The 19,405-nt window shown below is 55.3% G+C and carries 19 protein-coding genes; 16 read left to right on the forward strand and 3 right to left on the reverse strand.

The annotated features are described in order from the left end of the window. The first annotated feature begins 50 nt into the window (after positions 1 to 50). Together mrcB and CK911_RS13290 are read left to right on the forward strand one after the other, a co-directional pair. The gene (mrcB, locus tag CK911_RS13285) at positions 51 to 2,366 is read left to right on the forward strand and encodes a penicillin-binding protein 1B (RefSeq protein WP_098970503.1); all 2,316 of its coding nucleotides are present in this window, start codon (positions 51 to 53) and stop codon (positions 2,364 to 2,366) included. 59 nt (positions 2,367 to 2,425) lie between these two features. Beyond that, a complete protein-coding gene (locus tag CK911_RS13290) occupies positions 2,426 to 2,827 on the forward strand; it encodes a VOC family protein (RefSeq protein ID WP_098970505.1) in 402 nt (133 codons plus the stop codon). Between the two features lie 77 nt (positions 2,828 to 2,904). Here CK911_RS13290 and CK911_RS13295 read toward each other — a convergent pair whose 3' ends face one another. After that, positions 2,905 to 3,225 carry an SMR family transporter gene (locus CK911_RS13295; protein ID WP_098970507.1) on the reverse strand — a complete coding sequence of 107 codons (321 nt, stop codon included), beginning with the start codon at positions 3,223 to 3,225 and terminating at the stop codon, positions 2,905 to 2,907. Further along, on the reverse strand, positions 3,213 to 3,614 hold the full coding sequence (locus CK911_RS13300) for an SMR family transporter (RefSeq protein WP_098970509.1): 402 nt from the start codon (positions 3,612 to 3,614) through the stop codon (positions 3,213 to 3,215). The genes CK911_RS13295 and CK911_RS13300 overlap by 13 nt, the downstream gene beginning before the upstream one ends. A 157-nt stretch (positions 3,615 to 3,771) precedes the next feature. Between CK911_RS13300 and CK911_RS13305 the strand changes: the two genes are divergently transcribed. The 3 genes from CK911_RS13305 to ppa all read left to right on the forward strand — a co-directional run bounded on the left by CK911_RS13305 (position 3,772) and on the right by ppa (position 7,082). After that, positions 3,772 to 4,653 (forward strand): LysR family transcriptional regulator, encoded by an 882-nt coding sequence (locus CK911_RS13305; RefSeq protein WP_042023540.1) that lies wholly within the window; start codon positions 3,772 to 3,774, stop codon positions 4,651 to 4,653. A gap of 110 nt (positions 4,654 to 4,763) precedes the next feature. Then, positions 4,764 to 6,344, forward strand: a complete 1,581-nt coding sequence (locus tag CK911_RS13310; RefSeq protein WP_098970511.1) for a DUF3369 domain-containing protein — start codon at positions 4,764 to 4,766, stop codon at positions 6,342 to 6,344. A 207-nt stretch (positions 6,345 to 6,551) separates the two neighbouring features. Continuing rightward, positions 6,552 to 7,082: an inorganic diphosphatase gene (gene ppa / locus CK911_RS13315; RefSeq protein WP_042023537.1), complete on the forward strand. Its 531-nt coding sequence runs from the start codon at positions 6,552 to 6,554 to the stop codon at positions 7,080 to 7,082. A 28-nt stretch (positions 7,083 to 7,110) separates the two neighbouring features. Here ppa and CK911_RS13320 read toward each other — a convergent pair whose 3' ends face one another. Continuing rightward, the gene (locus CK911_RS13320; protein ID WP_098970513.1) at positions 7,111 to 7,458 is read right to left on the reverse strand and encodes a hypothetical protein; all 348 of its coding nucleotides are present in this window, start codon (positions 7,456 to 7,458) and stop codon (positions 7,111 to 7,113) included. 139 nt (positions 7,459 to 7,597) lie between these two features. On the opposite strand from CK911_RS13320, the gene CK911_RS13325 reads away from it, so the two are divergent. The 11 genes from CK911_RS13325 to CK911_RS13375 all read left to right on the forward strand — a co-directional run bounded on the left by CK911_RS13325 (position 7,598) and on the right by CK911_RS13375 (position 19,249). Beyond that, positions 7,598 to 8,488: a hypothetical protein gene (locus CK911_RS13325; protein WP_098970515.1), complete on the forward strand. Its 891-nt coding sequence runs from the start codon at positions 7,598 to 7,600 to the stop codon at positions 8,486 to 8,488. Positions 8,489 to 8,708: 220 nt separating this feature from the next. After that, positions 8,709 to 9,251: a YtfJ family protein gene (locus tag CK911_RS13330; protein WP_042023532.1), complete on the forward strand. Its 543-nt coding sequence runs from the start codon at positions 8,709 to 8,711 to the stop codon at positions 9,249 to 9,251. A gap of 44 nt (positions 9,252 to 9,295) precedes the next feature. Then, on the forward strand, positions 9,296 to 9,595 hold the full coding sequence (locus CK911_RS13335) for a DUF2607 family protein (RefSeq protein ID WP_098970517.1): 300 nt from the start codon (positions 9,296 to 9,298) through the stop codon (positions 9,593 to 9,595). Between the two features lie 30 nt (positions 9,596 to 9,625). After that, positions 9,626 to 10,216, forward strand: coding sequence for a DUF2796 domain-containing protein (locus CK911_RS13340; protein WP_098970520.1), 591 nt, complete (start codon positions 9,626 to 9,628; stop codon positions 10,214 to 10,216). A 4-nt stretch (positions 10,217 to 10,220) separates the two neighbouring features. Next, on the forward strand, positions 10,221 to 10,910 hold the full coding sequence (locus CK911_RS13345; protein ID WP_098970522.1) for an ABC transporter ATP-binding protein: 690 nt from the start codon (positions 10,221 to 10,223) through the stop codon (positions 10,908 to 10,910). 76 nt (positions 10,911 to 10,986) lie between these two features. Next, the gene (locus CK911_RS13350) at positions 10,987 to 12,234 is read left to right on the forward strand and encodes an ABC transporter permease (protein WP_098970524.1); all 1,248 of its coding nucleotides are present in this window, start codon (positions 10,987 to 10,989) and stop codon (positions 12,232 to 12,234) included. Positions 12,235 to 12,265: 31 nt separating this feature from the next. Beyond that, a complete protein-coding gene (locus CK911_RS13355) occupies positions 12,266 to 12,742 on the forward strand; it encodes a DUF3299 domain-containing protein (RefSeq protein WP_098970527.1) in 477 nt (158 codons plus the stop codon). 104 nt (positions 12,743 to 12,846) lie between these two features. Next, on the forward strand, positions 12,847 to 13,707 hold the full coding sequence (locus tag CK911_RS13360; protein WP_098970529.1) for a TIGR03899 family protein: 861 nt from the start codon (positions 12,847 to 12,849) through the stop codon (positions 13,705 to 13,707). Positions 13,708 to 13,965: 258 nt separating this feature from the next. Beyond that, the gene (locus CK911_RS13365; RefSeq protein WP_098970531.1) at positions 13,966 to 15,603 is read left to right on the forward strand and encodes a PAS domain-containing methyl-accepting chemotaxis protein; all 1,638 of its coding nucleotides are present in this window, start codon (positions 13,966 to 13,968) and stop codon (positions 15,601 to 15,603) included. Positions 15,604 to 16,059: 456 nt separating this feature from the next. Continuing rightward, a complete protein-coding gene (locus CK911_RS13370; protein ID WP_098970533.1) occupies positions 16,060 to 18,084 on the forward strand; it encodes an ATP-dependent endonuclease in 2,025 nt (674 codons plus the stop codon). 136 nt (positions 18,085 to 18,220) lie between these two features. Next, complete coding sequence (locus CK911_RS13375; RefSeq protein WP_098970535.1) at positions 18,221 to 19,249, forward strand: restriction endonuclease; 1,029 nt, start codon at positions 18,221 to 18,223, stop codon at positions 19,247 to 19,249. Positions 19,250 to 19,405: the final 156 nt, after the last annotated feature.

The raw sequence follows: 19,405 nt of genomic DNA on the forward strand, positions 1-19,405 counted from the left end.
GACGTTCGCGAATGCGACATAACAAGTAGAAAGGAAAGCAAAGAGGATTTATGGCAACCCAACGACGCAAGAGCCCCCCCAAGAAGGCAGCTCCCAAACGCACCATCTGGCGCAAGCTGTTCTGGCTTGGCTTCAAGCTCTCCCTGGTGGTGGCGGCCTTTATGGTGGTATTCGGCATCTATCTGGATACCAAGGTGCGCGAGCGCTTCGATGGCGAGAAGTGGCAACTGCCGGTGATGGTCTACAGCCGCCCGCTGGAGCTCTACCCCAGCCAGCGTATCTCTCAGGCTCAAATGCTGCGCGAACTCAACATGCTGAGCTACAAGCAGGTGCGTCAGCCCCATACCCCCGGCGAATACAGCATCAATGGCAACCGTATCGAGCTTATTCGCCGCCCGTTCCAGTTCTATGACGGGGCCGATGGCGCCCGTGGCCTGCGCCTCACCTTCAACGGTCCGCGTCTTGAAGGGATCCAGTCGCTGGAGAACCAGCGCCAGCTCGGTTACGCCCAGATGGACCCGGTGCTGCTCGATCGCCTCAACACCGAGGATCGGGAAGATCGCCTGCTGGTCCGCCTCGCCGAGGTGCCCGACAGCCTGCTGGTGACCCTGCTCACCACCGAGGATCGCGACTTCTACCAGCATGGCGGCGTCTCGCCGGTGGCCATCATCCGCGCCATGGCAGCGAACCTGCTGGCGGGCCGCACCGTGCAAGGGGGCAGCACCCTCACCCAGCAGCTGGCCAAAAACTTCTTCCTGACCCGCGAGCGCAGCCTGTGGCGCAAACTGCAAGAAGCCTATATGGCGGTGCTGATCGACTATCGCTACAGCAAGGACGAGATCCTCGAGTCCTACCTCAACGAGGTCTATCTGGGGCAGAACTTCTCGCAAGGGGTCTACGGTTTCGGCCTCGCCTCCTACTTCTATTTCGGTATTCCGGCCAACGAGCTGGATATCGATCAGGTAGCCCTGCTGGTGGGGCTGGTGAAGGGCCCTTCCTATTACGATCCCTGGCGTTTCCCGGAGCGGGCCAAAACCCGCCGCGATCTGGTGCTGAAACTGCTGATGGATCACGGCAGCCTGCAACCGGCCGAGTATGATCTGGCCAGCCGCCAGCCCCTCGGCATCATCGCCCGTGGCCAGATGAGTTATGGCCGTACCCCGGCCTTTATGGGATTGCTCAAGCGGGAGATCCAGAGCCGCTTTGGCGCCGATCTGCTCAAACAGTCCGGCCTCAAGATCTTCACCAGCCTCGACCCTATCGCCCAGCATGCGGCCGAGCAGGCGGTCGAGTTCGGCCTGCGTGATATCGAGAAGCTGCGTGGCAAGAAACGCCTCGAAGCCGCCATGGTGGTCTCTGACTGGCATAAAGGGGAAGTAGTGGCGCTGGTGGGTGGCCGGGATCCCCGTTACGCCGGTTTCAACCGGGCGCTGGATGCCCGCCGCCAGATTGGATCCTTGGTCAAACCGGCGGTCTATCTGACTGGCCTCTCTAACGGTCTGACCCTGGCGACCCCACTCAAGGACCAGCCGATCCGCATTCGGGGTCAGGATGGTCAGATCTGGACACCACAAAACTACGATCGCAAGTTCCGCCAAAGCGTGCCGCTGATGGATGCACTGGCCAGCTCCCTCAACGTACCGACCGTCAATCTGGGTCTGCAGGTGGGGCTGGAAAAAGTGGTCGATACCCTGCACAAGCTGGGTGTCCAGCAGGAGATCCAGCCCTATCCATCGCTGGTGCTGGGGGCGGTGGCCCTCTCGCCGATGGAGGTGAACCAGATGTATCTGCCCATCGCCAATCAGGGGCTGACCCAGCCGCTGTCGGCTATTCGCGCCGTGGTCAATGGGGATGGTGCCCTGCTCTATCAGCATGATCAGACCGCCAAGCGGGTCACTGACCAGCAGGCAAGCTGGTTGACCCTGTTCGCCATGACCAAGACGGTGAGTCAGGGCACGGCCCGCGCGCTGAGTGCCAAGTTCCCCGGTGCCACCATGGCCGCCAAGACCGGCACCACCAACGAGCTGCGCGACTCCTGGTTCGCCGGGTTGGACAACAACGAGCTGGTCAGCATCTGGGTCGGTCGCGACGACAACACTCCGGCTGGCTTGACCGGTGCCAGTGGCGCATTGCAACTCTTTAGCGGCTACATGAGCCAGCGCGGCGTCAACAGTCTGGGGCTGAAGATGCCGGAAGGGGTCAGCTGGGCCAACTTCTCCCGCGCCAGCGGTACCCACGTCACCAATGGCTGTCCGGGCAGCCTGCAAGTACCGGCCAAGACCGCCACCATGGGATCACCAGCCGGTTGTGCCAGCAGCTCACCGCGCAGTGCACTGGATGACCTGCTCGGTAGTTTCTTCAACTAAATCAACAGGACGGGCAGCACAGGCTGCCCGTTCAGTATGTCTGCTGACAAGGAAGCACCATGACCTTTCCGCTGTTTGACGCCATTCACCATGTGGCCATCATCGCCAGCGATTACCCACGCTCGCGCCACTTCTACCACCAGGTGCTGGGGCTGCCCATCATCGCCGAGACCCTGCGTGAGGCGCGCCAGTCGTGGAAACTGGATCTGGCCCTGCCGGATGGCAGTCAGCTGGAGCTGTTCAGCTTCCCAATCACCCCCAGCCGCCCCTCTACGCCCGAAGCCTGCGGCCTGCGCCATCTCGCCTTTCGGGTCAGCGATCTAGACCGGGTCATCGCCCATCTGCTGACTCATCAGGTGGTGGTAGAGCCGGTACGGGTGGACGAGCTGACCGGCAAGCGCTTCACCTTCTTCGCCGACCCCGACGGTCTGCCGCTGGAGCTCTACGAAGCGCCACGCTGAGCCTACTTAGGCCAAACCATCGGCCAAACAAAAAGCCGCCCGGCGAACCGGGCGGCTTTGTCATTGATAAAGCGTTATCAGGCGGTGGTCAGCATGGCGACGGCCAGCGCCATCACCATCATGCCAGCCCAGCCGATGGGCTTGAGTCGCTCACGGAAGATGAGCAAACCACCCAGTGCGGTACCCAGAATACCGATGGCACCCCAGGTGGCGTAGGCCACGGCAAGGTCAATCTTGCCATTGCTCACCACTTCGGAGAGCAGGGTAAATGCTCCCAGTACCAGCATAATCCCCAGTACACCCCACCCTTTGTAGCGAAACCCCCGCGAGCGGTTGATCGCCATATTGGCACCGATATCCAGCAGGGCCGCGCCAAACACGATAATTAACGGGTGCATACCGCCTCCTTCGCATTAGTTGTTTCACTGCCGGTCACCGGCTCGTCATGGGTTTCTCCCATGGTCACCATAACAATACCCACTATTGCCAGCGCCAGACCGATCAGCTCCTGAGCGTTCAGGTTGTAATCGAGGAACAGCACAGAGACGACGGTGATCAGTGCAATCCCCAGCCCCTCCCACAACGCAAACGCAATACCAATGGAGATTGTTTTGGCGGCTTTGGCCAGTAACAGGTAAGAGATCGAGATCAGTACCCACATCGGCAGGTAGTTCATCCATCCCGCAGCATCCTCGGGGATCATCGCCATACTGGAGGTCCCCGCCACTTCGGTGATGATGGCTCCCGTCAAAAATATCCGCGCTAAAAGCATGCGACTGATTAACATATGTTTTCCTTTAATTGCTGCGACGGGAGAGATGATAGCCGCAGTGGTAGCGCGGGCAGGAATCGCTGAGCGTCGAGTTATCAGACGCTGATGGTTTGCCTTGCTATCGGAGGTCAGGCTAAGGTGGTGCTAGAACACTCCGTCCTGACACATCATCATGAAGCTCTATCAGATAGAACTCTTTGTAGAATCAGCCAACAGTGGCTCCATCGCCAGTACAGCCCGGCGTCTTGGCAAGAGCCGCAGCGCAGTCAGTACTGCCATCGCGGCTCTTGAAGTGGAGCTTGGCGTCGAACTTTTTGAACGCGGCGCCAACCAGAGTCGGCTGACCGAGATCGGCGAGCTGGTGCTGGATGACTGCACCCGCCTGTTGCAGGCTGCCAACAGCCTGCAACAGAAGTGCGAGCATTACGCGTCGGGTGCCGAGGTGGCGCTGCGGATCGCCCGCGATGACGCCATCCCCGAACAGGTGTGGCGCGAGCTGCTGGCCGCCTTGCGCAGCCAGTTTCCCGGTACCAGCATCTCGCTGGTACTCGCCTCCCCGCCCGAGTTGCCCGCGCTGGTGGAAGAGGGCTTCGTCGATGCCGCTTTTGGTCTCATCACCGAGGATCAGGAGCGCAGCGGCCTCAATATCGACGTGCTCAACCCGATCCGTACCCTGATGGTGGTGGCCCCCAGCCATCCGCTGGCCAGCCTGAAGCGGGTGCTGCAGCAGGATCTGACCGAGCATACCCAGGTCACCCTCTCCTATGTGGATGAATTTTCTGTCAAAAGCCTGCTGCCGGTTGGCGGCAAGCATATCGGGCTCTCCAGCTTCGAGCTGATGCGCAATGCGGTGCTGGACGGGTTGGGCTGGGCGGTGCTCCCCTCGCCACTGATCCAGAGCCAGCTGCGACAGGGCTCCCTGTTGACCCTGAAACACAAGTTCAGCCTGCAGTGGCGGGACTATGGCGTCTATCTGGCGGAAAATGCCTATCACGGCAAGGTGTTGGCCTGGTTGAAGAAGTCGATCCAGGGGTATCTGGAACCTTTCGAGTAGAGATAAAGAGGTGGAGCCAGCTCACGATATAGACGTATCTTGGTGATCCCGCGAGGGGTGATCATGCATACTGTCAATATACTCATTGAACGCCTGGAGGCGGACCCGATATGAGCAGTGCCCAAGACAAGGACGACATCTGGCTGGACGACGATATCATCGAACTCGACGATGACGAGGTCGTGGTCCCCAAGGCACTCAACCCATGGCAAGTGCTGATCGTCGATGACGAGCCAGACATTCATCACGCCACTCGCCTGGCCCTCTCCAACATTCACTACAAATCCCGCCCGCTGGAGCTACTCAATGCCTACAGCGGCACCGAAGCTGGCCGCATGCTGGAGGTCAATCCCAAAATTGCGCTGATCCTGCTCGATGTGGTGATGGAGACCGAAGATGCCGGTCTGCGGCTGGTGCACCGGATCCGCAACGAGATGCACAACTCGCTGGTGCGGATCGTGCTGCGTACCGGCCAGCCCGGCCAGGCCCCCGAGCAACGGGTGATCCTCGATTACGACATCAACGACTACAAAACCAAGACCGAACTGACGGTACAAAAGCTCTTTACCACCGTCATCGCCTCCCTGCGCTCTTACGAAACCCTCAGTGCCATCGACAAGAGCCGTCAGGGGCTCGGCAAAATTCTGGAGGGGGCGGGCGATCTCTATCACCTTCATTCGCTCAAGGAGTTTGCCTCCGGCGTACTGAAACAGATCAGCGCCATTCTCGATGTGGGCACCGAGGGGGCTATCTGTGCCGAGCGCCGTCCCGGCGAGCTGGGGCTGGAGATCCTGGCAGCCACAGGTGACTACGAGACCTTATTGGACGATGGCAAGATTGCCGACTTCCCCACCCTCAACGACTCGGTGAGCAAGGCCTTGGCGGCGCGCTGTAACCGTTTTGAACATCCACAGGACTCCCTCTATATCGCCGCCCAGAATGGGCGTGAGTTTGTGCTGAGTTTCACCCCGACCCAGCCTCTTGACCCACTCGAGTGCGACCTGCTGGATGTCTTCTGCCAGCGCATCTCGGCAGCATACGACAATCTCTATCTCTACAATCAGTTGCTGCGTGCCCAGGAGGCCACCGTGGTGGCGCTGGCCGCGTTGGCGGAATTTCGCGACTCTGACACTGGCGATCACGTATTGCGAGTACAAAAACTCTCCGATGCACTGGTGGAAGAGCTGCAACAGATGGCGGCGTATCCCGAGCAGCTGACCCCGGAGTTTGTCGAGATGATTGGCATGGCATCCATCCTGCACGATGTGGGCAAGGTGGGAACGCCCGACCATATCCTGCACAAGCCGGGGCGATTTGATCCGCCCGAGCGCGTTATCATGGAACAACACGCCGGTATTGGTGCCGATATCCTGCACAAGGCGGGGGAGATGGTGGAGGGAACCAGTTATCTCTCGCTGGGGGCCGAAATCGCCCGTGGCCACCATGAACATTTCGATGGCAAGGGCTATCCACAACAGTTAGCTGGCCAGCAAATTCCTCTCTCGGCCCGCATCGTGGCGGTGGTCGATGTATTCGATGCCCTGCTCAGCAAGCGCCCTTACAAGGAGCCCTGGACGCTGGCGCAAACCATGGAATATATCCAGTCCCGCTCCGGCAGCCAGTTTGATCCCCAGATAGTGGCAGCCCTGTCGCGACTGGTTAACGAGTCGCGGCTCCCCTACTCGCTTTGACTCTGCATGGAGGCACCATGGCGGGAATATCCCGATCTCTGCCACGGTGCCCCATAGGCTATTGTTGCATTCTGCAGACACCTCATGTGAGCAAAGAACACATCACCTGTTTCTGATGACCACAATCACTGCTGACATGTGGTCATTTAACATCACATCGCTATAATATCGCCCTGCAAACCTGATACTAACAACGAAGGAAAAATCATGAGCCTGAACCTGGTACCGGCTGGCAAGAGCCTGCCCGACGATATCTATGTCATCATCGAGATCCCGCAGAATGCCGACCCGATCAAATACGAAGTCGACAAAGACAGCGGCGCAATTTTCGTCGATCGCTTCATGTCCACCCCGATGTTCTATCCGTGCAACTACGGCTACGTGAACGCGACCCTCTCTCTGGATGGTGACCCTGTCGACGTACTGGTTCCGACCCCTTACCCGCTGCTGGCTGGCTCTGTCATCCGCTGCCGCCCGGTCGGCGTACTGAAGATGACCGACGAGTCTGGCGAAGATGCCAAGATCGTTGCCGTGCCGCACTCCAAGCTGACCAAGCAGTACGACCACATCAAGGATGTGAACGATCTGCCGGAACTGCTGAAAGCCCAGATCCAGCACTTCTTCGAGCGCTACAAAGAGCTGGAAGCAGGTAAATGGGTCAAGGTTGAAGGTTGGGGCGACAAGGCCGCTGCCGAAGCCGAGATCATCACCTCTGCCGAGCGTTACGCTGCCAAGTAAGCGCTGCTCGGGATGAACAAAAGGCGCCTTATGGCGCCTTTTTTGTGGGTATTTGCGGCAGCTGACCGGCCGCATCTTCGGCAGGATTGCCCTGAATATATATTTCACGGCCATCTTTCTGGTAGGGGCGATAGTAGTCGCCACCGCAGCGATAACCACCGCCCGGTTGGCTCATCAGCTCGCAATTGACCGGCAGTACCTCCAGCCACTTGATGGCCTGCTGATAGCGCAACCACTCCTGCCATTGGTGTTCGCGCGCCAGTTGATCGCGCAACGCAAAGGTATCCCCAATAGACAGCCCCTGGTTGACGATCACCTGACCCGCCATGGCTGGCAGGCTCAGTAACCCCGACACCACTATGATCCAAAGCTTCATGTTCCCTCCTCGGTGACTTAATTTCACAATTAAATTAAAAGTGACATCAATCTGTTATCCAGATCACAAAACGAAACTTCACCAAAGTGCTGCCGGCTCACCTAGTTGTTAATTATCGTCCACGGCAGGAAGCACCACCATGAAGCCGATCCCGACCCTGTTGCTCAGCCTCACTCTCGGCACTGCGCTTGGCGCCACTGCTAATGCCAACGAGATAAACATGAGCTGGCAGTGGCAATCCACCGATGGTCAGCGCAAGCATTTCCAGCTGACCACTGACGATCAGGTTATTGCGGCCAGTCGTCACGAAATGAGCCTGCTGGACGCCTCCCTCACCAATCCGCTGGAGACCCTCTACGCCTATATCAGCCCGCGGCTCTACAACAGCATTAACCTGATCAATCAGAGCAGCCCGGAGACCGCCACCAAGTTTCGCAATCTGGAGCAGGCATTCACTCTGCGAGACGACAGCACGGAATCAATATTGTTTTGGCAAGCCTATCAGCAGTATCAGGAAGATGCTTTTTACCAGATGAAAGTGGTGCCCTGCGTCCATCCCAGCAATCGCAAGCTGCCTTGCGTACGACCCGATTATTCCCAGCTCTTCTACCACTTCAAGGGCCATCTCAAACCGCTGGCCCAGCAGTTTGCCGCTAAAGATCTCAGCACCAGCGTCAGCCTGCTGCAGGAGTGGTTGAACGCCATACCGACCCAACCAGAACAGCTGAGTCAATTCGCATCGCCACTGCAAGCCCTGCAGGACAACAAAGCCGACAGCGACGAAAAGGCGCTGTTGATGGCCAGCCTGCTGGCGGAATTGGCCCCGCAATATGTGCTCAGCATCATTTATCCGAACATCAGCATCGGCAGCGTCTCCCCTGCCTGGCTCGCCATTACGGCAGATAGTGGCGTACCCGGTGATGTGGTGGTGATCAATAATCAACGCCATGTGCTGCTGACCGGCTCGTCCCTGCTGGCACAGCAGATGACTATGGCCAAGATCCCGCTCATCAGCGAGTCGCTCTACTGACCCAGACACCTCAGACCAGCAGCCAATTCATTGATTTTTATCGATGTCATGCCATCCTAACCGCCCTTGCCAGCCAACCTCCTGACTGGCGGGGCGCAGACGCTTCTGGATTGCGATCTTATTTAACACTTTTTAAACAGATCCGATCAGTTTAGGATGAAGCTCGCCCATTCCCTCAATCCGAAACTCGTTATAACATAACAAATGGAGTGTCATCAGGATGAAACATCTGGTACTTACTTTGGCGCTGCTGCCATCTCTGGTCTTTGCTCACAACTTCAAAGATGGCAACCCGGTGCCGCTGGTCAATGTCAGTGACAAGGGTGAGCTGGTACTCAGCGGCAAGGATATCGGCTACCAGCCGTGGCAGAGCCAGTCTCTCACCGGCAAGGTGTTCATGATCCAGCATATTGCGGGTCGCTCCAGTGCCAAGGAGCTGAACGCCCCGATGATCGAGGCGATCAAGGCGGCCAAACTGCCGCAAGACAAGTACCAGACCGTCACCATCATCAATAGCAATGACGCCATCTGGGGCACCTCCGGCTTCGTGAAGAGCAGTGCCGAGGACAGCAAGAAAGAGTTCCCCTGGTCCGCCATGGTGCTGGATGCCAAGGGCATGGCGCGCAACGCCTGGGATCTGATGCCGGAAAGCTCGGCGATCATCCTGCTGGATAAAGAGGGCAAGGTGCTGTTTGCCAAAGATGGCCAGCTCGATGCCAACAACATTACTACCGTGATGGGGCTCATCAAGTCCCATCTCTAAGTCAGAGAGAAAGGGCGCTGATGGCGCCCTTTCCATAAGGGTCTATGGGTCGTATCAAGCTGAAAATCTGGATCTTGCTGCTGGGCTGGTTATGGCTGCAGCCTGCCCTTGCCCGGCATCAGCTTGAATCCGCCCTGCCCGGCCACGACGACCATCACTGTCTGGTTTGCGCCCTCCATCTGGATGGCAAGCAAGTCATTACAGCTACCCCCTATTGTTTCCCCAGTACGACCTCTGTTCTGCCCGTTGTTGCAAGCACGCAACGTTCGGCGGATACCGCCACGCTTCACTCCTATGCCATCCGTGCACCGCCATCCCCTGCTTTTCTCTATCCCTTTGTTTAATTTCGCTATTTGTTTTGAAAAGGATTAAAGATGAAAGCAGTTACTCTGTTGCTGGCCGCTGCGGCCTTTGGCGCACACGCAAATCACGACGAACACGAGAGCCATAGCCACGGCGCTCACGAACACGGCCACGGCCACCTCAATCTGGTGGTCGATGGCGACCAGTTGATGATCGAACTGCAGGCACCCGCAGCCGATCTGGTGGGCTTCGAGCACGCCGCCAAGAGCGATGAAGAGAAGGCGCAATATGCCAAAGCGGTCGCCCGCCTCCAGCAGCCTGACACCCTGTTCCGCTTCGACCCGGCCGCTGGCTGCAAACTGACCCAGCAGGAGCTGCAAGCAGCCAAAGAAGAGCATGATCACGACCATGACCATGACCATGACCATGACAAGGCTGCCAGCGACAAACATGAAGACCACCATGATCATGACGAAGCGGGTCACGCCGATATGGGCGCCATGTACACCTACACCTGCGCCACTCCGGCCAAACTGACCGGCCTTGAGGCGACCCTGTTCAGTATCTATCCGAGCCTTGCGAAGCTGAGCGTGCAGGGGATCCTGCCCACCGGCCAGACCGCTGGCGAGCTGACCCCGTCCGCCAACAAGCTGAGCTGGTAACACCATGAAAAAAGCCGTGGTTGAGATCCGCGATCTGGCCTTTGCCTGGCCGGGTCATGAAGTTGTACTCGATCTGCCCGCCCTCACCATCAACGAGGGTGAGCGGGTCTTTATCAAGGGCCCGTCGGGTTCCGGTAAATCGACCCTGCTCGGGTTGCTGGCCGGGATCCAGACCGCCAACCACGGCACCCTGGAGGTGCTGGGCCAACCATTGGCCCGGCTCTCTGGCCGTGCCCGTGACCACTTCCGGGCGGCCAATCTGGGTTATATATTCCAGCAGTTCAATTTGCTGCCCTTTCTCTCGGTGCAGGACAACGTCACCGCGGCCCTCACCTTCTCCCCCGAAAAGCGGGCCCGCCTGCAGGGCAGTCCGGAGCAGGAGGCGCGCCGTCTGCTGGCCGAGCTGCAACTGCCGGACGACGCACTGCATCGCCCCGTTCATGCCCTCAGCATCGGCCAGCAACAGCGGGTTGCCGCCGCGCGGGCATTGATCGGCTCGCCGCCACTGGTGATCGCTGACGAGCCCACCTCGGCCCTCGATACCGACAACCGGGCGGCCTTTATCAAGCTGTTGTTCGAGGAGTGCGACAAGCAGGGCTCGACCCTGATCTTCGTCAGCCACGACCCCTATCTCGAGCCCCTGTTCCCACGGGTTGAAAATCTGCAACAACTCAACCGGAAGGCATCATGCTGATCACCGTTCAACGCTGCATCTCCCTGATAAGCTACATGCGCACCCACGCGGTACCACAACAAAACCGGAGGGTAACGTGCTAAAACTCGCCCTGCAAAGTCTCTGGGCCCGCCGCCTCACCGCCGGGCTCACCCTGCTGGCCGTTGCCATCAGCGTCACCCTGCTGCTCGGGGTGGAGCGAGTGCGCACCCAGGCGCGCGAAAGCTTCTCCAACACCGTTTCGGGCACCGATCTCATCGTCGGCGCCCGCTCCGGTAAGGTGAACCTGCTGCTCTACTCGGTGTTTCGCATCGGCAACCCCACCAACAACGTGGGGTGGGACTCCTATCAGGCCATCAAGCAGAAACCCGGCGTTGCCTGGACCATCCCGCTTTCGCTTGGTGACTCCCACAAGGGATTTCGGGTGCTCGGCACCAATGGCGACTACTTCACCCACCTGAAGTACGGTCAGCAGCAGTCGCTGCAACTGCGGGAGGGGCGGCCGTTCGAGACGCCGTTTGAAGCGGTACTCGGTGCTCAGGTGGCCGAGAAGCTGGGTTATCGGCTCGATCAAGCCATCGTCATCGCCCACGGCGCTGGCAATACTTCGTTTAGCCAGCACGACAATCTGCCGTTCAAGGTGGTGGGAATACTGGCACCGACCGGCACCCCTATCGATCGCACCATCCATGTGCCGCTGGCAGGGATCGAAGCGATCCATCTGGGCTGGGACACCGGCCGCCACAGCAAGAACGTGACCGCCGAGCAGGCGCTGGCGCTGGATCTCACCCCGAAAACCATCACCGCCTTTATGGTGGGCTTGAGCAACCGGATTCTGGCGTTCCAGCTGCAGCGCAGCGTAAACACCTATGCCAAAGAGCCGCTGATGGCGATCCTGCCCGGTGCCGCCCTGCAGGAGCTGTGGAGCCTGATGAGCGTGGCAGAAACCGCCCTGTCGGTCATCGCCGGTTTTGTGGTGGTGGCGGGCCTGATCGGCATGCTGACCACCTTGCTGGCGGGGCTTAACGAGCGGCGCCGGGAGCTCGCCATATTGAGATCCCTCGGTGCTGGCCCTTCCCACCTGTTCCTGCTGCTGGCGCTGGAGGCGATGGCGCTGACCACGGTCGGCATCCTCCTCGGGGTCGCAGTGCTCTATCTGGGGCAGGGGCTTGCCACGCCCTGGCTGCTCAGCCACTATGGCCTGCAATTAAGTCTGGGGCTGCCGAGTACCTACGAATGGCAGTTGCTGGGGGTGGTGTGGCTGGCAGGCATGGTGATCGGCCTGCTCCCTGCCGCCCGCGCTTACCGCTACAGCCTGAGCGATGGCATGAGCATTCGCGTCTAGCGAGACGCCCAAAATAGAAACAGAAGGACAGATGATGAAGTGGAAAATAGTGGCGCTGCTCGCCAGCCTGCTGGTGCTGCCCGCCATGGCCGCCGATTACAAGACCATCGACTGGGATGTGCTGATCCCGGAAGGGGAAAAACTGCTGCCACCCCCGCAGGTGAGCCACGATGGGGATCTCACCTCCGTGCCGCAACCGGTGGGCGGAGTGAACAAGAAACTGGACAACCAGGATGTGCGGATCCCGGGCTTCGTGGTACCGCTGGAAGGGGATGCCAAGAAGATCACCGCCTTCCTGCTGGTGCCCTACTTCGGCGCCTGCATCCATGTGCCGCCGCCCCCCACCAATCAGGTGATCTATGTGAGCTACCCCAAGGGTGCGCCGGTGGATGATCTGTGGGATGCCATCTGGGTAAAAGGCAAGATGCGCACTGTCAGCTCCAGCCACGAGATGGCCACCGCCTCCTACTCGATGGAAGCGGTCGAGGTGAGCGTCTACGAGGAGTAATCCTCCCGTTGAAAAAAAAGCGGCCTCCATGGAGGCCGCTTTGTTATCTTGGCCTCAGGGTTGGAGTAACATTCATCTCCTGAACCAGTGCTAATGGAGTCAGCATGGCAGACCTCCCACCCCCCAAGAAAGAGAGTTCGATCCTGAGCAGTCAGGAGCAGACCCTGCGTCTGGCCCGCAGTCGTGGCATCGACGGCATGCTCACCCGCAACAGCGACAGCACCTTCGAACAGCGTGCCACCTTTCGCCATCTGGCGGATCAGGCCGCCCGCCAGCGCAATCTGGAAGCCATCATGGTGATGGCCGCTCGCCACTGCGAAGAGACAGCAGCCGGAGGGGAGATGGACAGCGACTGGCTGACCCGCTTCCTGCATCTGGCGGAAGATATCAGCATGGTGCCAATGCAGCAGCTGTGGGGGCGGATCTTCGCGCTGGAGATAGCCACCCCGGGCCGTTTCTCCATCCGGGCGCTCTCCACCCTCAAAGAGATGACCCAGCGGGAGGCCCAACTGTTCCAGCGTATCTGTTCGCTGACCTGCCGCTACACCGGCAGTGACGAGCAGCGGCTGCTGCTGGGGCTGCACAAGGGGGCCAGCCTGCTGAGCCGTGCCAAGGCAACCCGCCTCGGCCTTGGCAAATACCGGCTGCCCTACAACGCCCTGCTGCAGCTGTTCGAACTGGGTCTGCTGCACCGCGGGGAGCTGGAATCCGGCCCGCTGCCCGCCGATGGGGTCGAGTTGGAGTTCGGCAACCAGCGCTGGCGGCTGCAGTGCAAGCAGCACAACATCACCCTGCTCTACTACCGGCTCACCCCGGTGGGCAACGAGCTCGCCCAGCTGCTGCAAGAGTCGCCGCTGGAGGAGTATCTGCAGGATCTGAAAACCGTGCTGGTGCAGGGGATCCAGATCGAAGTGATGCAACTGGTCAGCGAGACCGCACCCCATACCCCTGACACCACCCCCTGAGCGTCGATGGGGGCAACACGCCCACCGACTCCCCCCAGATCCCGCGCACAGCACCTCACTCAGCAAAGTGAGGTGCAAAATGCAGATCTCCTCGTCGCTCGCTGCTCGTTTTTTGCACATTGCAACGGCAGCACCGCGGCTCTCACTGGCTGCGCCCCCTTATTGACACAAAAATCACTTGATGTGGTTGATGGCCCGCCCTTTGCAAATGTCTTGATGCAGATCAAAACTTAACCACCACAGATCGGGAGCAAGGCCATGAGAATCAATCAACCGGTTACCCAAAGGGAACGCCTCTATCCAGACCACCAGAGCCTGATCTCCACCACGGATCTGGAGAGCCGCATCACTTACGCCAACGACGAGTTCTGCGAGATTGCAGGCTTCCAGCTGGATGAGCTGGTCGGTGAACACCACAATCTGGTGCGCCATCCGGACATGCCGAAACAGGCCTTTGCCGATCTGTGGAACCATATCCGTGATGGCAAGAGCTGGATGGGGCCGGTGAAAAACCGCTGCAAGAACGGCGACCACTACTGGGTCAGCGCGTTTGTCACCCCCATCAAGGATGCCAGTGGCCGAGTGGTGGAGTATCAGTCGGTGCGCACCGCCCCGAGCGAAGAGATCAAACAGCGGACCGAGAAGGTCTATGCTGACCTGCGCAATGACAAGCTGCCGCTGGCACTCAAGCTGCCCACCTTCTCCCATACCCTGACCATCAACCTCTGCCTGCTGCTGAGCCTACTCGCCATGTTTGCCCTCGGTTACAGCCACGAGATGAACTGGCAACTGGCGCTGGTCGCCCTCCCGCTGGCCGTGGCCGCCGTGACCCTGAATGCCCTCTCCCGTCGCCTCGGCAAACTCAACAAGATGGCCCGCAGCCGCTTCGATAATCCGCTGATGCAGTTGCTCTACACCAACAAGGTGGACAACATCGCCGCCATCGAACTCTCGATGCTGCTCAATCAGGCCGAATTCAACGCCGTGCTGGCCCGCACCCAGCAGACTTGCAGCAAGATCCTGCAGGCCGCCGAGGGGGATCTGCGCAACGCCGAGTCCATCACCGACAACCTGCAACAGCAGCAAGCCGAGACCAATCAGGTGGCAACCGCCGTTACCGAAATGTCGGAGTCCATTCGCGAGGTCTCGCAGAGCACCAGCGACTCCTCCAGCCTGCTGGATGAAACTGCCGTGCTCTTCAAGAGCGGCAACAGCAGCGTGGCCGAAACCGTGGCCGCCGTAGCCGGTATGAACAGCGAGCTGACCACCTCCAAAACCGTCATCAGCGCGCTGGTCGGCCACTGCCGCGATATCGACGGTATCCTCGATGTGATCAACAACATCGCCAACCAGACCAATCTGCTGGCCCTCAACGCCGCCATCGAAGCTGCCCGGGCTGGCGAAGCGGGCCGCGGTTTCTCGGTAGTGGCCGACGAAATCCGCTCGCTGGCCATCAAGACCCAATCCTCGACCAGCGAGATCCAGAAGATGATCACCGAACTGCAAAACAGCTCAGGCCAGGCAGAACAAGCGATGGAAAAAGGGTGCCAACTCGCCGACAGCTGCCAGCAGAAGGCATCGGCCACTGGCGCGGTACTGCAGCAGATCAACAACATGTTGCAGCAGGTGGCCTCCGGCAGCGGCCAGATTGCCCAAGCGGTGCAGGAGCAATCCCACGTGACCGCCGAGATCAACCGCAACGTGCTCAGCATCAAGACCCTGGCCGATGACTCCAGTGTCGGCAGCCAGCACGCCGTGCACGGCATCACCCAGCTGGTGACCCAGTTGAGCGACCTCGACCGGCTGGTGCGCCAGTTCCAGAAAACCGCTCCGGCGAACCAAAGCCGCTACGAAGCCGCGGCCACCCGCGCCGTCCCGCTGCGCCAAGCCAGATAACCACACACAAACAATCACCGCAGAAAAACCATATGGGCCCGCAGGCCCATATGGTTTTTTAATGCCCGCCAACAAGAGGGCGACACTCCCGCTTTCACCGTCCGATTTTCCCCTGCGCTGATGGCCGCAGCTGTTGCGCGACCATATCGCCGCCCGATATTTATTAATTTATTGATCTTGCTCAGAAAACCGCCCGCTTGCGCTTTTCACCCCAGCCCCGTTCGCTAACATAGCCGCTTGGCAACCTCTCGTTGGAGTCAGCCACAGTAGGCCAGCGAGCAGGCTAGAGACTGTAATTCAGGAGACACTAGGCATATCTAATGGAATAGAGAAGCATAGTTGTGTGGCGTTGTGTTAAATGAAACACTTTATTATCGGATTAATATCCTCTGTCAATATTATTGCGCTGGGATTATTAAAAACACAATAATCAACAAGACAAATTAGAGATTGCAAATGAAAATAACCAAGTTAAAAATAGAAAATTTCAGATCTTATCGCGACCAAGAAATAAATCTATCAAATTATAATTGCTTTATTGGCGCAAATAGTTCAGGAAAGTCCACCGTTATAAATGCCTTAAACCTTTTCTTTAGGGAAAATAATAACTCACAAACCAATTTAATAAAATTATCTGAGGACGACTTTCACCATAAAAACACCAACTTACCGATTAAAATAACCGTAACTTTTGGAGATCTGTCTGTTAAGGCTAAAGAAGATCTCGCAGCTTATGTTCGCCAAAATGAGCTAACAGTCACAGCAGAAGCTACTTACGATCCTGATACAGGCTATGCATCAGTAAAGCAGTATGGTCAAAGAAAAGTTATTTCAGCATTTGCACCTTGGTTTGATGCTCAAAAATCTGGAGAAAAAGTACCAGAACTAATAAGGATCTATAATAGTATTAAAACAGAACCACAATATCGTAGCTTAGCTGATATCAAGACTAAAGGTGGAATGGAAAGCGCCCTTAGAGATTTTGAAGAAGCAAACCCTCAATTATGTAGTTACGTTGCAAGCGAAGATTTATTTTATGGTGCATCAAAAGGAAGTAACAGACTAGCTCCTCATATTCAATGGGTATTTATTCCTGCAACTAAAGATATTTCAAAAGAGGCAGAGGAGTCTAAAAGCTCAGCCTTAGGCATTTTGTTAGAAAGAACCGTTAGATCTCAGGTCAAGTTCGACCAAGATTTAGCAAAAATATATAGCGATGCCAAGATTGCATATAATGCTATGCTTGCTACTCAACAAAGTGTACTTTCTGCTGTCTCTGCATCAATAGAAAAACGATTAAAGGTTTGGTCTAAGCCTGATATACAGGCACAAGTTAAGTGGCACTATGAAGAACAAAAAACAATAAAAGTAGAAGATCCTGTTGCCCAAGTCATGATTTCAGACAACGGATATGAAGGGGAATTGGCTCGTTTCGGCCATGGAATGCAACGCTCATATATCTTCGCATTATTACAGGAGTTAGTTAATATAGATGATGCGAATAGTCCAAAACTATTGATGGCAATAGAAGAACCTGAATTATATCAACACCCACCTCAAGTAAGGTATTTGGCTGAAACTTTATTTAAACTTGCAGAAGATTCAGCTCAAATATTACTATGTTCACATAGCCCATACTTTGTACCATCAAATGACATATCTAGCCTTAGGATGGTCCGTGAGATTGGCAATCCGAGTGAATCCATTATTTCACAAGTGACTTATGAAGATCTTGCCAAAGAACTCAATAAAATAGAATCAAAGCCAACAAACCCATCTGCTTTAGTAGCAAAAGTATCTCCCACATTAAGCCCAGAGTTAAACGAAATGTTTTTCTCTCAGAAAATTGTTTTTGTCGAAGGTGTAGAGGATGTTTCAATACTGACCACATACATGCATTTAATGGATGTGTATAGTGAATTTAGACGTCAAGGAGGTCATATAATACCAGTTCATGGAAAAAGTGAAATGTTAAGACCTCTCTGTATTGCAAAGCTATTGAATATCCCTACATTTGTTTTAATTGATGGTGATACTGATAAGCAAGATTTATATGACGCAATCAAAAACAATCCTGAAGAAACAAAAAAAGCTGATTTTTTAAATGGTGAAATTATAAAACACAAAAATGATAACTCTTCAATATTGAAGTTATGCGGACAATCTGAGACTTTAAAATGGCCTACAGATGAACATGTTTTTTTGCCTAATATTACAATTTGGAAAACAAATATAACCGATACACTTCAACAAGAGTTAGGTGATAAATGGAAAGGGCATAGAGATGCAGCAACGGCTCACTATGGTCAAGCAAAAGGGTTACTTAAAAACCCCCTAGCTGTCTCTTATGCTCTTGAATTAGCATGGTGTGATGGCCAAAAATCTGAATCATTAATGACAATGGTCATGCTTATGTTGGGAATATCAAGAGAGATGAGGCGTTCTGAAGAACAAATATCTATAGTATCTGAACCAGCCTGACAAGAACGTCAAGAGGAACTGTTAATAAATTTATTTTCAGTTCCTTTGAATCCATTATGTTATTACTTTACGACTTTGGCTTCAACTTAGTTGTAATAAGGCACTAGCCAACGAAGTAAACAAAAATAGAGAAAATATGATTTACCAAGAGCCTACATGGAAATTATTCGAAGATCTTGTGCGCAGGATATTAGAGAGAAATGCCTTTCGAATTGAAATTAACTCTGTTTGTGGAGATAATGGATTTGACTTTTTAGGCAACCTAAAAAATGATCTCTGGGCTATAGAAGTAAAATACTATAGAACTGCTAGAGCTCGACTTTCATTAATTGAGTCGGCAGCAGTAAGGGTTGTAACGAATGGTATTAACCGCCAAGTAGACAAAGGAATGTTAATTATTTCAGGTCTATTAACACCAGAAATCCGCAGTGTACTTAATGAGAAGTACAACATTATTTTTGTAGATAGAGTTGATCTAAGAAACTTGGCATCTGTAAGTCCGGAACTAATAGACGAACTTGATGCATTATTAGAACTCGCGCCTGAATTTTCTGATGACCAAAAAACAAGCAAACTGGAGCTTGATAAGGTCACAATGAGAATTGGAGGAAAAAACCATCTCCCCATAGATAAAAAAGGGTCTGAGCTGTGTAATGAGCTGAAAACAATAAATAAAGGAAAAAAAGACTGGGCAAAATACGAGTCTACTTGTGCAGAAATCCTTAAATACTTATTCCCTAATGACCTTAAAGGATGGCACAAGCAAAAAAGTACTGATGATGGTGTCAATCGCTATGACTTTGTATGTAGGGTTAGTCCAACCACCGAGTTTTGGAAATTTTTAGTTGAGAACCTCAATAGCAGATACATAATTTTTGAATTTAAAAATTATTCTGAAAAGATAAAGCAGGGGCAAATATTAACTACTGAAAAGTATCTACTTGAACGCGGATTGAGGCGAGTGGCGATTATTTTCACTCGGTGTGGTGTAGATAAGAATGCCGTTTGTATGATGCAAGGAGCTATGCGAGAGCATGGTAAGTTAATTTTATCGGTTGACGATAACGTTGTTTGTAAAATGCTTCACATGAAAGAGCGGGGAGACGATCCTACTGACCTGTTATTTGAGCTGACTGATAACTTTCTACTGTCATTACCACGCTAAAAATGAACGTCTCGACAAATGCCAAGCTTCTGATGACAAGCCCGTAGACTAAAATAGCGCAGCGTATTCGGACAATCGCGAATAACCCCGCCGCGATTTAAGCAAGATCGGAGGATCCCCTTGCGGGGTTGCTATCGGCCACTTTGGAGTGGTTCA

This window comes from Aeromonas sp. CU5 (assembly GCF_002586745.1).
GTDB lineage: Bacteria > Pseudomonadota > Gammaproteobacteria > Enterobacterales > Aeromonadaceae > Aeromonas > Aeromonas sobria.